The following is a 14,111-nucleotide window of genomic DNA, read 5'->3' as shown; positions in this document are numbered from 1 at the left end:
CCGGGCCGGCACGCAGCTTCGCGTGCCGGCCCGGCTGGTTTCCCGACGATGATTGCCAGGGATTAGTGGATCATTGCTTATTGAATCATCGTCCCGTCGGGAGCCACCGCGAACCAGACCCCGCCGACGCCTTGCCCGGCAGTATCCCCGGGCTTGGCATCCTGGGCAAAGGCGTACAGGGGCATGCCGTTGAGCGTCAGGTGCTTTTCGCCATCGGGGCTTTCTATGGTGCCCACTTCGCCGGTGATACCCTCCAGGACCGGCTCATCGCTCGTGGTCGTGGCGATCGGCCACTTGGCCAGGCAATCGCCGGTGCACGCGCTGCTCGTCGTTCCCTTCTCATCCTTGGTGAAGTAGTACAGGGTCATGCCCTGCGAATCCACCACAACATCTCCCAAACCGGTGGAGGCAACACCCAAGTCAGCGCCGGACCCGCTTTCGCTTGGCGCTTCGCTGGCGCTGTCTACCCCGCCGCCATAACCGCCACCATAACCGTCCCCGCCGCCGTTGCCGGAACCGGTGCCGCCGCTGCATCCCGCCAGCAGCAACACCGCGGAGCACAGGACTGCCATTGCAACCGCAAACGGCTTGCTGTTCTTCTTGCCCATGGTCATTCCTCTCGTCATGCAGGCTCAGCCGCATTCTCGGGCAGCGTGCTTGCCACGCCTTCACCCACTAAGACGCAGTGAATCGTGATCTGGTTCACCGGCCAGGGAAGTTCTTATGCATACTTGGGGCATGGGTGAACTATTTGCCGCTGCGCTGCGTCTAGGGAAGTGAAGCCTTGGATCACAGGAAGCCGAACCCGAAGAAGGTGCCCTTGGATGCGCAGATAGTCTCCGATATCTACCGGGAGCATGGCGATGCCCTGCGGCGTTTCGCGCTGCGGGTGGCCCGCAGCCAGGAGGAAGCCGACGACGTGGTGCAGGAAACGGTGCTGCGGGTCTGGAGAGCCTCGCCGGAGGTGACCGGTTCGCTGCGCAGCTACCTCTTTGCCACGGCGCGCAATGTCATCATCGACAGGCATCGCCGAGCCGCCGCGAGGATCTCGGCAATCCCGCTGGGAGAAGTCGACCCCGAGTCCAGGGATTCGACCGCCGGCATCGCCGAGGCGCTGGACCGGATCTTGATGGAGGAAGCACTGATGCGCTTGAGCCTTGAGCATCGGCAGGTGGTAGTCCATCTGCATTACTTCGGTTCCACTGTGGCCCAAACGGCTCTGGAGCTGCAGATCCCGGAGGGTACCGTGAAGTCCCGCGCCTACTATGCCCTGCGCTCGTTGCGCGGGATCCTGGCCGAAATGGGAGTGGAGAAGTGAACGAGCATATCGACCTCGGGGCCTACTTGCTCGGCGGGTTGGCACCGGCAGAACATGCGGCATTCGAAGCGCACCTGGCCGGGTGCCAGCAATGCCAGCAGGAGGCCAAGCAGTTCGGCGCCATCGGTCCGCGGCTGCGCGCCCTGGACGAGGCCACCGCCCATGCCCTGCTCATGGAGCGGCCCGCGCAGCAGACTGCGGAGCAAACCGCCGAGCACGGGCAGGCACCACCGGAGCGAACACTGGATGGCCTGCGGGCGCGGCGGCGGCGCCGGAGGATCGTGAAGGGCGCCGGCTTGGCAGCGGCCGTGGCAGCATCGGTGGCGCTGGGGCTCGGGCTCTCTCCGGTGCTGTTCCCCGCGCAGGCGCCGGCAACGGATGCCAGCTACGAGGTGCGCGGCGGCACCGGCGCGCAGGTGGATCTGGGGCTGAAGGCCAAGGCCTGGGGCACCGAAGTCCATTTCGACGGCCGCGACCTGCCCACCGATGGCCAGCTTTCGCTGTGGGTGCTGGATGCGGCGGGAAGCGCCGAGCAAGCCGGAGCCTGGCTGGCCACAACTACCGGCACGACGCAGATGACCGGCGCCGTGCCGGTGATGCTGAACGACATTTCGGTGATCCAGCTGCGCGATGCCGGCTCGGCGGTGCTCGCCGAGGTGCCGCTGGGCCGACAGGGTGCGTCCTAGCCCCGGCGCAGCACGCGCGGCTTCCTACCACGGCGAGGGCTGGTAGTCCTTGAGGAAGCAGCCGTACAGGTCGATGCCGCGCTCGCCGTCAACGATGGGCTGGTAGACGCGGGCGGCGCCGTCGATCAGATCCAGCGGGGCGTGCCAGCCTTCGGCGACCATGCGAACCTTGGAATCGTGCGGGCGCTCGTCGGTGATCCACCCGGTGTCCACCGCGGTCATCAGGATCCGGTCGGTGGCGAGCATTTCCTCGGCGCTGGTGCGGGTGAGCATGTTCAGCGAGGCCTTGGCCATATTGGTGTGCGGGTGCCCGGCGCCCTTGTAGCGGCGGGAGAATTGGCCTTCCATGGCCGAGACGTTCACGATGTACTTGCGCCGCGCCTCGGAGGCGGCCAGCGCGGGGCGCAGCCGGGAGGCCAGCAGGAAGGGCGCGGTGACATTGCACAGCTGCACTTCCAGCATTTCCAGGGCATCCACATCCCCGAGGATCTGGGTCCAGGAATTCTCCGTGACCACATCCGGCACCAGTCCCCCGGCATCGATGGCGGTGCCCGCGGCAATGCGCTCCAGGGAGGCTGAACCGGCGGTCATCGCCAGGTCCGCGAGCTGCTGCGCGTCGTATCCGCCCAGCGTGCTCGGGGCCAGCAGCGCGGAATCCTCCAGCCGGAAGGCGCTGGCCAGCGCCCGCGGGTGCTCGGCCGGCGGGTTCGCCTCGCCCCACAGCTGAGGTCCGCCCTGCCCGAAGGCCAGTTCACCGGCCAGCGGCTGCAGCTCTGCTTCGATCAGGTGCTGGTAGGAGTTCGCAGTGCGGCGCACGGTCTGCGCGGCATTGTTGATCAGGATGTCCAGCGGGCCCTCGGCCGCAATGCGGTCGGCCAGCGAGATCACCTGAGCGGGGTCGCGCAGGTCGATGCCCACGATGCGCAGCCGGTGCATCCAGTCCGCGCTGTCCTCCAATGCGGCGAAGCGCCGGGCAGCGTCCTTGGGGAAGCGCGTGGTGATGGTGGTGTGGGCACCATCGCGCAGCAGGCGCAGGGCGATATGCATGCCGATCTTCGCCCGGCCGCCGGTGAGCAGCGCGCGCTTGCCCGACAGGTCGGCGCGGGCATCGCGGCGTTCGCGCCCGGCGGCGGCGCAGTCAGGGCAGAGATAGTGGTGGAAGGCATCCACCGTGGTGTAGCGCTGCTTGCAGATGTAGCAGCCGCGCGGCTTGCGGAATTCCCCGGCACTCTGCCCTCGGGTCGGGGTGCTCAGATCCAGGCCCAGGGTCTCGTCGTCCAGCCGCTGCGGCGAGCCGGTGGCGGTCCGCTCGATCAGCGCGCGGTCAGCGGCGCTGATCTCGGCGCGCTTCTGGGATTTGCGGTAGCGCTTGGCAGCCTTGAACATGTTGCTGGTCGCGCGGCGCACGGCGATATGCCGTTCATCCGCGGAGTCCAGCGTGTGCACCACGGAGAGCACCTTCAGCGCGGTCGCCAGTTCCTCGTCGGTGAACAGTTCGGTTTCGGTTGCCTGCCCGGGCGGCGGTGTCAGTTCATTCATCTCGCCACCAATTTTACGTGGTGGGCCGCCGGCTAGTTTCCTTGGGCCAGATCCGCCAGGGTGGCGATGAGCAGGCGGCGCTCGACTACCTTGATGCGCTCGTGCAGGGATTCCTCGGTGTCGGTGTCCTCGATGGCCACCGCTTCCTGGCGCAGGATTGGACCGGTGTCCACCCCGGCATCCGCAATGTGCACGGTGCAGCCGGTGACCTTCACACCGTAGGCCAGCGCGTCGCGCACGCCGTGGGCGCCCGGGAAGGACGGCAGCAGGGCCGGGTGGGTGTTGATGTAGGTGCCGTCGAAGGCATTGATGAACTCTTCGCCGACGATGCGCATGAATCCGGAGGACACTACATAGTCCGGGGCGTAGGACAGGCACTTTTCGGTCAGCGCATGGTTCCAGTCGCCGCGGTCCGCATAGTCCTTGAAGTTCACCACGAAGGTCTCGATGCCGGCGGCAGCCGAGCGTTCCACCCCGTAGGTGCCGTGCTTGTCTGCGCCGACGGCAGCGATCTCGACGTTCTCCAGTTCGCCGCTGGCGACGGCATCGATGACTGCCTGGAGATTAGAACCGGTACCTGAAACCAAAACCACAATGCGCATGGGTTCAATTCTACGGTTCGCTTCTTGCCTCCCTTGAACCCGGACGCAATGTTGCACTGCGTTTCCCCTGCTGCCGCCATATTCGATGCCCGCGTGCTGTACCGGCCATAGACTGGCCTTAACAACGCAGTTCGATGTGGAGGTCTTGATGAGCCAGATAGTTCCCGACGGCAAGGACTGGACAATTGTCCTGGATACGGTGTGCGAGCAGTGCGGCTATGACGTGCGCCGTATCTCGCCGGGCGATGCCATTGAGCAGCTGCCTGGACACGTGGAGCGCTACATCTCGGTACTCTCACGTCCCGATGCTGCCATCCGCACCAACCCTGCGCGCTGGAGCGCGCAGGAGTACGTGGCGCACGTCGCCGAAATGCTTGAGGTGATGACCGGGCGCTTCACCCTGATGCTGGAACGCGATGAACCGGAGTTCCCCAACTGGGACCAGGACCAGGCGGCCGAGGCGGGAAACTACAACGCGCTGGGAGCCGGTCAGGTCGCCGAGCTGCTGCGGAAGAATGCCGCGGGCTACGCCGCGATACTGGAGAGCCTGGATCCGGCGCAGTATTCCCGCCGCGGCCTGCGCTCGAACGGCGCCGCGTTTACCGTGGAAACGCTGAACCAATATGCCTGGCATGATCTCGTGCATCACCTGTGGGATCTGGGTGTGGAAATCAGCTAACTGTGCCCGACACGGACCCAGCAGGTCAATGGAATGGGTTGTGGCCTTTGGCTAGACTTCTTGGCGTATGCGCGAAAACAGGTCTACGTAAGGAGCCAGGCGTCCATGCCAAAGGCATATTTCGGAAAAGTTTCTGCACTGGCAATCACCGGGCTGATCACCCTGACGGCATGTTCGGCCGGGACTCCCCAGAGCGCACCAAGCGATGTTCCGGTCCCTTCGGCCGAGGAATACCTGCCGCTGCTGGCGCAAACGCAGGACGATGACGACAAGCTTCCCGAGGGCTTCGAGGATACCGAATCCTACGACCCGCAAACCCGCCACCTGCTGGCCACCTCGGACTTCGGCCGGCATTATGTCGCGGTCGGCAACGAAGGCCAACTGTGCATGGTGGCCATTCCCGAGCCGGTGGAAGAGGGCGGCGACTACGAGATCGCCGGGACCACCTGCCCGACGATGGATTACGTGGTGGAGAACGGGGTTCCGCTCAAGGTCAACGGCGGCGAGAACAGCCTGGAAATCGTCACCTACCTGATGCCTGCCGGTATCAGCGGCGAGACGGTTCAGAACGCCGTCTCCGAAATGCGCGCCTCGCACCCTGAGCTTGCCGCCGAGGATATCCAGGTAGTCACCGAAAACGACTCCGTGCTGCTGGTGATGGAAGAATCAACCGCCGCGACGCTGGGACAGATCACCATCAACCGCCCCGAGGGCGACCCGCTGGTGCTGGCCAGCCTGACCTAGCCTTCGAGCACCGGGTCTGTTTCGAAGAGCGGGGCAATCAGGTAGCCGATGGCGGTGCCCAAGCCGATTTGCAGTGCCAGGGCGCCGGCGGTGGCCCACATGTTCGGGCCGATCTCGACCAGCCGGCCGATGGCCAGGGAACCGGAGGAGAGCCAGGAACCGACAAGGCTCAGCAGCCCGGTCACGACCCCGGTGAAGACCGCCAAGCATGCGGTCGAGGCCCCCAGCGACAAGGCATTGAAGGGAATCCTGCGGGCAAACCAGTCTTCGAGGTGGTTCTCGCCCACGCGCAGGAAATACCAGCCGGCCACGATGCCTGCGGCCACCGGGATCAGCAGGAACAGCCATTGGTGCGCCATGTCCCCGGAGGGCAGGGACGCGAGCATTGGAATCGACGGCAGCGGGCCCACCGTGGTTTCCAGGGTGGACAGGGTGCTGCCAGTGCCGATGCTGAACCCGCCGCCGCTGATCCACGACAAGACCCAGAACACCGCATTCGGAATGAAGGACAGCTGCACCAGGGTCAGCGCTGCCGAGCCGATCGGTCCCGGGCGCAGCTCCTGGGACACGTTGGCGACATCGGTCCAGTGCACCCCGAGGTTGATGGTCAGCAGCAACCCGGAGATTCCCACGGCGGCCACATAGCCGAGGAATCCGGCGACGATTACATGCCAGACATAGGATCCGGCCCAGCGGCGATGCGGCGAGATCCGCTGGATATACCCGGCCATGTCAACACCGAACAGGCGGGCCCAGGAGCCGGCTTCTCGGCGCGCGCCGATAATCAGGCCCAGCAGGGCGATGATCAGCGGGATGAAGGCGGCGGCAAGGATATTGACCCGCGCATAGGAATTATTGGCAAGGAAACCGATGCCGGTGCCGATGGCCCCGTAGGCCAGGAAGGCTCCGGCCAACCCCTGCCAGAGCTGGTCGGTGTAGGATGCGCGGGCGATGCGCCGTCCGGCACGCAGGCAGAACAGGAAGGGCACCAGCGACAGCCCCAGGGGGATCAGCGTGAGCCATCCAGTCACCGAGCTGGGGTCCGCTTCGGGACCGAGATTCAGGATCTCCACCGGCACGCCGTGGACGAGCAGCCAGATGAGGCCGCCGAACTGCAGGATCGCCTCGAAGGAGTCTTCCAGAAAGCCCCCGCTGAAATAGACGGCGACCAGCGGCAGCGTGATCAGGGCAAGGCAAAAGACCACGGATTGCAGTATCTCGAAGACCCCCTGCAACGCCAGGGGCATTGGCCAGCCGTTGCGCAGGCGCAACATCACTGCCTTCATGGGTTTCTTTTCGCGGCTCATCATCTTCAATGGTGCCACCATTGGCGCCGACCGGCCTCGATCGACGCGCAATGATGAGCTGAAGGGTTGCCTAGAACGCCCGGGCTAGTAGCTGTCCGGGGTGGCGCCCTGGGCTTCGGAGGAGAAGCTTGCGGCCAGCGCCTCGGTGGCGCGGGCCAGCAACGCCACATCGGCGCCCACGCCGACAAAGTCCGCGCCGGCAGCCATGTATTCGCGGGCGCTCTTCTGGTCGAAGGCGTTCACCCCGGCATACTTGCCCGCCGCCTTGGCCGCGTTGATCGACTTGAGCACCGCGGCGACCACGTCCGGGTGGCTCTGCTGGCCGATCACTCCCATGGAGGCGGCCAGGTCCGATGGGCCGATGAAGATGCCGTCGACACCTTCGGTGGCGACGATGTCCTCGACGTTGCGCACCGCTTCATCCGCTTCGATCTGCACCATGATGGTGATGGTCTCGTCGGCACGGGTCAGGTAGTCGGGGATGCGGTTCCAGCGGGCCGAGCGGGCCAGCGCGGAACCGACGCCGCGCACGCCCTTGGGCGGGTACTGGCAGGCGGCCACGGCAGCCGCGGCCTGCTCGGCGTCGTTGACCATCGGGATGATCAGCGACTGCACGCCCAGGTCCAGGAACTGCTTGATTGTCACCGGGTCGTTGACCGCAGGGCGGACCACCGGCACTACCGGGTAGCTTCGCACCGCTTGCAGCTGGGCCAGGATGTTCTGCAGGTCGTTGGGCGAATGCTCGCCGTCGATGAACAGCCAATCGAAGCCTGCGCCTGCGCAGATCTCGGCGACCAGCGGGGAGGCCGAGCACACCCAGATGCCGGCCAGCGAGTGGTCGGCGTCCTTGAGCGCGTCCTTCAGCGACGGATCCGGCTCTACTCGAAATGGCATGTCACAGTTCCCAACGGTCCGTAGTCGGCAAAGACGGTGTCCCCGGCGTTGACCCACATGGGGCGGGTGAAGGAACCGGCAAGGATGATTTCCCCGGCCTTGAGCTTGTCGCCGTGCGGGGCGATCTTGTTGGCCAGCCAGTACACGCCAGCGGCGGGGTGGTTCAGCACACCAGCTGCGACACCGGTTTCCTCGACGGTCTGGTTCTTGAACAGGATGCCGGAGACCCAGCGCAGATCGATGCTCTCGGGCTTGACCGGGTTGCCACCGATCACCATGGCGCCCATGGCCGCGTTGTCGCTGATGGTGTCCACAATCGTGCGGCCTTCCATCTCCACGCGGGCATCGAGGATTTCCAGGGCCGGGATGACGTATTCGGTAGCGTCGAGCACATCGAAGATGTTCGCCCGCGGGCCTTCGATATCCTTCTTGAGCTTGAAGGCCAGTTCCATTTCCACGCGGGCGCCGGTGAAGTCTTCCCACTTCAGCTTGGCGCCGGAATCGTAGACCATGTCGTCGAAAATGATCCCGTAGTCAGGCTCGGTAATTCCGGTAGCCATCTGCATGGCGCGGGAGGTGAGGCCGATCTTGCGGCCTACCAGCACACGGCCGGCCGCTTCGGACCGCTCGCGCCACAGGTTCTGGACGCGGTAGGAATCCTCTACCGTCATTTCTGGGTAACGCGCGGTCAGGCGCGGCACCGGAGTCCGCGTCTCGCCGGCCTGGACCAGCTCATCGGCAATGGCCGTGATTGTTTCCTCGGATAGCATCGACGGCTACACCTTTCACTACTCTTCAAACCTCGTTCAGCTGCCGTCATCTCGGAGAAATGACTTAGCTCACGGTTCTTGATCGTACCGAGGTTCGGTATTGATGGCACATCGTACTAACATATTGCTTCGCTTTGACGGCAATTCGATGCCACTGCGTTAGAAAGCATGGATGAAGAAAATTGGCCCCGCTCCCAAGCATTCCGAATGGACGCATGGCAACGGGGCCAGAATGATGGAGGCAGGCCGGCTCAGGAACCGGATTTGAGGTTCGCCAGCAGCGCTTCGAACGGCAATGAGGTGAGCTCGTCATCGGGATCGGCGAATTCGCTGACCGATGGGGCGATGGATCGGGTGTCGCCCAAATCCGCGTCCGCGGATAGTTCGCCTTCGCTCAGCGACAGTGCCAGGACGACTTCCCGCGCAACCCGGCGAGCGCGATCGGCCAGCGTGCCGGACAGTCCCTGCCCGCCGAAATCCTCGGAGGCCGCGAAGACTGTGGTCGGCATGATCTGCGCCCGCAGGTAGGAGAAGATCGGGCGCATGGCGTAGTCAATCGCGAGCTGGTGGCGCTGGGTTCCCGCGGTGGCGGCGAGCACGACCGGCTTTCCGCTCAGCGATTTGGGGTCCAGGATATCGAGGAAGGACTTGAACAGGCCGGAGACGGAGGCGGTGAAGACCGGGGTCACTGCCACGAGCACGTCGGCACCCACTACCGCATCGATGACCTTCTGCAGGCCCGGAGCGGCGAATCCGGTGAGCATGTTGTTGGTGATCTCACCGGCATGCTCACGCAGTTCGATATTGGCCACGTCGGCCTGCACCCCAGCGACAGCCAGCTGAGTGGCAATATTCTGTCCGATTTGCCCACCGAGCAGCGAGGAGCTTGATGGGGTTCCCAGTCCACCGCTGATGACGACTACTGACTTGCTCACGGTTCCTGCCTTTCACGATTTATATGCGTATGCATGTATCAACGGCGGGGGCGCCCGAGGTATTCCCATTTGCCGAAAAACATTTTGGCTCGTAGCGGGAGCCGTCTTTTTCAGTATTGTGACGATCGCAATGTTATTGATAATATCGGCCTATGAGCACCCCGCAGCCCCAGACCGAGAACCAGCGCGAAATCGAAGAAGGCGTCCGCACCGACTTCAAGAACACGATGTCCTACGGCAGCTACCTCGACCTTGACCGCATCCTGTCCGCGCAGCATCCGGTCAGCGTTCCCGAGCACCACGATGAAATGCTCTTCATCATCCAGCACCAGACCAGCGAACTGTGGCTCAAGCTCATGCTCCACGAGCTCATCGAGGCTCGCCGCCTGCTGGGCGTCGACGACTTCGGCAAGGCGCTGAAATGCCTGGCCCGGGTCAAGCACATCCAGAAGACCCTGACCGAGCAGTGGTCGGTGCTGGCAACCCTGACGCCGCGCGAGTATGCGCAGTTCCGCGATTTCCTCGGCTCATCTTCCGGCTTCCAGTCCTTCCAGTACCGTGCCGTCGAATTCATCCTGGGCAATAAGCATGAAGGCATGCTCAAGGTCCACGAGGCAGATCCCAAGGCGCACGAGCTGCTGTCCAAGCTGCTGCACGAACCAAGCCTCTACGACGTCTTCCTGGCCGCCTTGGCCCGCCATGGCTACAGCATCCCCGACGAAGTGCTGTCCCGCGATGTCACCAAGCCGTGGGCGTTCCAGGAGGCACTGGTTCCGGTATTCAAGGACATCTACGAGTCCGAGGACACCCGCTGGGGCTTCTACCAGGCCTGCGAGGACCTGGTGGATGTCGAGGACAACTTCCAGGCATGGCGCTTCCGGCACATGCGCGTCGTCCAGCGCACCATTGGCTTCAAGCGCGGCACCGGCGGCTCTTCGGGAGTCGACTTCCTCAAGCGCGCCCTGGATCTGACCTTCTTCCCGGAACTGTTCGCCGTGCGTACCGAAATTGGCAAGTAGCACCTCGCTTACCGCGCTGAGCCTCGATGATTTCGAGGCGCGAAGCGGAAGCGCGACATCGATTATCCGTACGATCACCGGCCTGTATATCAGGCACGAGAAAATACCAGTGGCGCGAACCCGCATCGTGGAGCTGGCACAGGCCGCCGGGATTTCGGCTCCTGCGGCGCAGACCGCCATCTCCCGGCTGATTGACCGCGGAGTGCTGGAAGCCGGGCAGCCATCCACCTTGGGCGTGCCGAGCGCGGCGCAGCAGATGTTCGAGCGCGGCACCCGGAGAATCTTCACGCCACGGCAGATGTCGGACGCTGATCTCTGGTGCCTGGTCGCCTACTCGCTGCCGGAGAGCCTGCGCTCCGTGCGCCATCAGGTACGCAAGCATTTCCTGCAGCTTGGCGGAGGCATGCTGGGATCCGGGTTATGGATTTTCCCCGAGTACCTGCGCGAGGAAGCCACGGCAGTGCTCATGGCTTTGGGCGCCAGGCAGCACGCGACGCTGTTCACTGCGCAGCAGCCGCACTTCCCCGGCACGCCGCGGCAGGCCGCCAGTGCGTGGTGGGATCTTGAGCGCCTGGCCGCGCTGCATCAGGCATTCCTGGAGAACACCAATTCCCTCGATGCCAGCGACAGCACTCCATCCAGCGCCTATCGGGGATATGTGGCGATGGTCGATTCATGGCGCGCGCTCCCCTACCTCGACCCCGGTTTGCCCGGATCCATGCTGCCCTCGCAGTGGCCTGGCGATGACAGCCGGGAACGCTTCTTGAGGCTGTCCTCGGCTTTCAAGGAACCGGCCCTGCGCTTCGCCCGCTCGCTGCTGGCTTCCTAGCTCCAGGCTGGTTTGCTTTCTCCGTACGGCGCCGGCGGATGGGGATAATCCATTGCATGGCCTGCAAAGCTGAAGGGCGGTGGAACATATTCAAGCATGCCGTAAGAACTGTCCATCTGCCGCAGCTGCACGCCACTGCCGAAATCAGCAGGGTATTCGCGCCCTTCATCTAAGGCGAACAGGGCATGAGCCGTCCGAGCCAAGGAGAATCGCACCGCCCCGGTTCGCCCTTGGGCGCTGCGGGCGCCAGCCAGGGCAATGATTGCAGCAGCCAGCCCGTAGCCGGTGGCATGATCCAAGGCTTGCACCGGCAAAGCGCCGGGAGTCCTGCCGTCGCCGCTATAGGCTTGCGCTATGCCGGTGGCGGCTTGCACGACGCTGTCGAACCCGCGCCGCTGGGCCCAGGGCCCGGAAAAGCCCCACGCACCCAGTTCAGCGATCATCAGCCGCGGATAGCGCTGGGCTAATTCATCCCGGCCAAACCCCGCCGCGGCCAAGGCTCCGGGGCGATAGCCCAGGATGACGACATCGGCATCCTGCAGCAGTTCATGGATCTTTGCCCGCCCCGCTGCGCTCTTCGCATCGAGCACCGTGCTGCGCTTGCCGAACCCGGTATCGACATGTTGCCAAGGCAGTTCCGGAAGCCGCGGACCGTCCACGCGCAAGACCTGGGCACCGAAGGCCGCGAGGGTTCTGGTGGCGGTGGGTCCGGCGATCACCCGTGTGAGATCCAGGACTTTCAACCCTTGAAGGGGCAATCCCGCACGCGGATCATATTTCCAGAACAGTGCCGAAGCGAGCGGACGCATGCTGAACTGCGCCCAGTGCCCGTTGCCTGCCACCTTGCCCTCGGCGGAGCTGAGCCACTGCTGCCGGGATCGCACCCGCGCGGCAACGCCGCCGGCCGCCACGATGCGCTCCTGGGCATCATGTGCCGGCAGGCCTGCCAGCGCATCGGCTATGCCGCTACCCGAGGACATCCCTAATGCAGATTTGAGCGCACTCTCATGATGAGGGTAATTCGCGTGCGTCCTGATCCAGCCATCGGCTGTCCGGTAGAAGCCCGAGTGCGGGGCAAAACCCTGCGTATTCTCCCCCGCGATCCGCAGGTGGGCAGAGGACGCAAAAGCAGCTGCGATGTCCGCCGTCGCTGATGCCGCCCGCAGTGGCGGAGTAGAAAGCGCATTGAGTGCAGAGCAGACCAACCCGACGGATCGTGCCGCGAGCTGCTCCACATCCAGAGGACCACCCCACCAGGCTATAGGCCCGGAAACGGGCCAGTTGCCTGCTGCCTCAAGCAACTGATGCTCATGGAACCCAGAGCCCAGGACGTGCTCCATGGACGCGCGCTCTTCTTCGGAATGCAGCATGCTGCTCAGCCTATACCTGCAAGACCACCGTTCCGCTGCCGGCCGCTTCAATACAGAAAACCCGCAGCGCGTAGAAGTACGCGATGCGGGTTTTCGGAAGCTCAGCGAAATTAGTTCGCTGGAACGTTCAGGGTCTGTCCAACCATGATGTAGTCGGGGTTGGACAGCTGGTCGTCATTCAAGACGAACAGGCCACGCCAGTCCTTGACGCCAAGCTTGTCGGCAATCTTGGCCAGGGTGTCGCCCGACTTGACGGTGTAGTCCTTGCCCGAGTCGGTCACATCAATGTTGAACACTGGTGCCTTCGGAGCTGGAGCAGCGTGCTTTGGAGCTGCCTGCTGCTTAGGAGCCTGCTTCTGGGTCGGTGCCGACTGCTGCTTCGGAGCTGCCTGCTGCTTTGGTGCGGCCTGCTGCTTCGGAGCCTGCTTCTGCGGAGTCGAGGAACCCGAAGGGGAACCGCTGATGCCCAGCTTTGCAGTACATGCTGGCCATGCGCCCCAACCCTGCGATGCCTGGACCTTGGTTGCAATGCGGATCTGCTCGGCCTTCGAAGCCTGGTGCGGCATGCCCGAGCCGCCGAACGCCTTCCAGGTGGACAGCGAGAACTGCAGGCCACCGTAGTAGCCGTTGCCGGTGTTGATCGACCAGTTGCCACCGGACTCGCACTGGGCCAGCTTGTCCCAGGTGCTTGCGGCGTTTGCTGGTGCGGTTGCGGCAACGATTGCGGTGCCGGCAACTGCTACGGCGGCCAGCGAGGCTCCACCGCGACGGATCAAGTTCTTAGTCTTCTGCTGGATCATGATTCTCCAGTTGCTCTTCCCGCGCTCAGGTCTTCCTAGACCATCCTCGTGCACCGCTCAGCGTCGCATTTCGACTTTGATTAAATACTGCCCTGGCGAGCGGTTTGGAAGTCCCGGCAGTACCTGTTTCCCCATAACACTGCGAGTGTTATCGAAACGTTATGAAAGACCATAACGCACCAACCCACCACCCTCGCAACTCAGGAAACGGTCAGAAACCCCGTAAATACAGGTCAATTGGTCAGAAAAAAATTTAGAATCTGGCCGCGAAATCGCTCCGAACCCCTGATCAAGCGACGAAAATGTTACTCGGATGAAGTGGATATTCATCAGGACACTGTGATATAGCTTGCAATCCACTCACGGGCGGTTTCCAGCACCCTTCAAGGCTGCTTTTCCGCATCGACGAAGCTGCACAATCTGGATCCGCTACGCAGCATGTTCGGCATTCGGAACGAGGCAATTTCTCCCCGGCAGATCCCCTCGGCTCTCAACGCCCTCAAGATCTCAGCGTGCAATAGACACACCACGCAGTTCCAGCAACGTGTCAACTAAATTGCCCTTAGGTAATGTGATTCAAGAAGCCGGAACTGTAGGTTTGATTTCATCAGTCAGACAG

The 14,111-nt window shown here is 63.7% G+C and carries 15 protein-coding genes; 6 read left to right on the top strand and 9 right to left on the bottom strand.

All coding sequences use genetic code 11. From position 1 onward, the window contains the following. Positions 1-77 precede the first annotated feature (77 nt). On the bottom strand, positions 78-608 hold the full coding sequence (locus ATK23_RS00445) for a COG4315 family predicted lipoprotein (RefSeq protein ID WP_245858242.1): 531 nt from the start codon (positions 606-608) through the stop codon (positions 78-80). A 206-nt stretch (positions 609-814) separates the two neighbouring features. Between ATK23_RS00445 and ATK23_RS00440 the strand changes: the two genes are divergently transcribed. Together ATK23_RS00440 and ATK23_RS00435 are read left to right on the top strand one after the other, a co-directional pair. Beyond that, positions 815-1,318 (top strand): sigma-70 family RNA polymerase sigma factor, encoded by a 504-nt coding sequence (locus ATK23_RS00440; RefSeq protein ID WP_038990211.1) that lies wholly within the window; start codon positions 815-817, stop codon positions 1,316-1,318. After that, entirely contained in the window at positions 1,315-2,004 is a 690-nt protein-coding gene (locus tag ATK23_RS00435) for an anti-sigma factor family protein (RefSeq protein WP_066140083.1), read from the top strand. Before ATK23_RS00440 ends, ATK23_RS00435 begins: the two co-directional genes overlap by 4 nt. Positions 2,005-2,028: 24 nt before the next feature. On the opposite strand, the gene ATK23_RS00430 is transcribed toward ATK23_RS00435, so the two are convergent. Next, entirely contained in the window at positions 2,029-3,543 is a 1,515-nt protein-coding gene (locus tag ATK23_RS00430) for an SDR family NAD(P)-dependent oxidoreductase (RefSeq protein WP_066140086.1), read from the bottom strand. A 32-nt stretch (positions 3,544-3,575) separates the two neighbouring features. Next, positions 3,576-4,145 (bottom strand): phosphoribosylglycinamide formyltransferase, encoded by a 570-nt coding sequence (purN, locus tag ATK23_RS00425; protein ID WP_038989987.1) that lies wholly within the window; start codon positions 4,143-4,145, stop codon positions 3,576-3,578. 148 nt (positions 4,146-4,293) lie between these two features. Here purN and ATK23_RS00420 point away from each other — a divergent pair, with 148 nt between their 5' ends. Both ATK23_RS00420 and ATK23_RS00415 read left to right on the top strand, forming a co-directional pair. Beyond that, positions 4,294-4,824, top strand: coding sequence for a DinB family protein (locus tag ATK23_RS00420; RefSeq protein WP_066140089.1), 531 nt, complete (start codon positions 4,294-4,296; stop codon positions 4,822-4,824). A gap of 105 nt (positions 4,825-4,929) precedes the next feature. After that, positions 4,930-5,568 carry a hypothetical protein gene (locus ATK23_RS00415; RefSeq protein ID WP_066140092.1) on the top strand — a complete coding sequence of 213 codons (639 nt, stop codon included), beginning with the start codon at positions 4,930-4,932 and terminating at the stop codon, positions 5,566-5,568. On the opposite strand, the gene ATK23_RS00410 is transcribed toward ATK23_RS00415, so the two are convergent. The 4 genes from ATK23_RS00410 to ATK23_RS00395 form a co-directional block, all read right to left on the bottom strand. Beyond that, a complete protein-coding gene (locus ATK23_RS00410; protein ID WP_066140379.1) occupies positions 5,565-6,854 on the bottom strand; it encodes a cell division protein PerM in 1,290 nt (429 codons plus the stop codon). The genes ATK23_RS00415 and ATK23_RS00410 overlap by 4 nt on opposite strands. A gap of 105 nt (positions 6,855-6,959) precedes the next feature. Then, positions 6,960-7,769, bottom strand: a complete 810-nt coding sequence (locus ATK23_RS00405) for an aldolase/citrate lyase family protein (RefSeq protein WP_174520605.1) — start codon at positions 7,767-7,769, stop codon at positions 6,960-6,962. Further along, positions 7,754-8,539, bottom strand: coding sequence for a 2-oxo-hept-4-ene-1,7-dioate hydratase (hpaH, locus tag ATK23_RS00400; protein WP_066140095.1), 786 nt, complete (start codon positions 8,537-8,539; stop codon positions 7,754-7,756). Before hpaH ends, ATK23_RS00405 begins: the two co-directional genes overlap by 16 nt. A gap of 251 nt (positions 8,540-8,790) precedes the next feature. Then, positions 8,791-9,474, bottom strand: coding sequence for a CE1759 family FMN reductase (locus tag ATK23_RS00395; protein WP_066140099.1), 684 nt, complete (start codon positions 9,472-9,474; stop codon positions 8,791-8,793). A 152-nt stretch (positions 9,475-9,626) separates the two neighbouring features. Here ATK23_RS00395 and kynA point away from each other — a divergent pair, with 152 nt between their 5' ends. Together kynA and ATK23_RS00385 are read left to right on the top strand one after the other, a co-directional pair. After that, positions 9,627-10,493: a tryptophan 2,3-dioxygenase gene (kynA, locus tag ATK23_RS00390; RefSeq protein WP_066140102.1), complete on the top strand. Its 867-nt coding sequence runs from the start codon at positions 9,627-9,629 to the stop codon at positions 10,491-10,493. After that, positions 10,483-11,322, top strand: a complete 840-nt coding sequence (locus tag ATK23_RS00385) for a PaaX family transcriptional regulator (RefSeq protein ID WP_083515524.1) — start codon at positions 10,483-10,485, stop codon at positions 11,320-11,322. The genes kynA and ATK23_RS00385 overlap by 11 nt, the downstream gene beginning before the upstream one ends. On the opposite strand, the gene ATK23_RS00380 is transcribed toward ATK23_RS00385, so the two are convergent. Together ATK23_RS00380 and ATK23_RS00375 are read right to left on the bottom strand one after the other, a co-directional pair. Further along, on the bottom strand, positions 11,319-12,692 hold the full coding sequence (locus ATK23_RS00380) for a CoA transferase (protein WP_245858241.1): 1,374 nt from the start codon (positions 12,690-12,692) through the stop codon (positions 11,319-11,321). The two genes, ATK23_RS00385 and ATK23_RS00380, sit on opposite strands and share 4 nt — an antisense overlap. Before the next feature lie 110 nt (positions 12,693-12,802). Beyond that, entirely contained in the window at positions 12,803-13,492 is a 690-nt protein-coding gene (locus ATK23_RS00375; RefSeq protein ID WP_066140111.1) for a LysM peptidoglycan-binding domain-containing protein, read from the bottom strand. Positions 13,493-14,111 lie beyond the last annotated feature (619 nt).

Source organism: Glutamicibacter nicotianae (assembly GCF_002797775.1).
In the GTDB taxonomy this organism is placed as follows: domain Bacteria; phylum Actinomycetota; class Actinomycetes; order Actinomycetales; family Micrococcaceae; genus Glutamicibacter; species Glutamicibacter nicotianae.
This window is presented reverse-complemented; position numbering and strand designations above follow the sequence as displayed.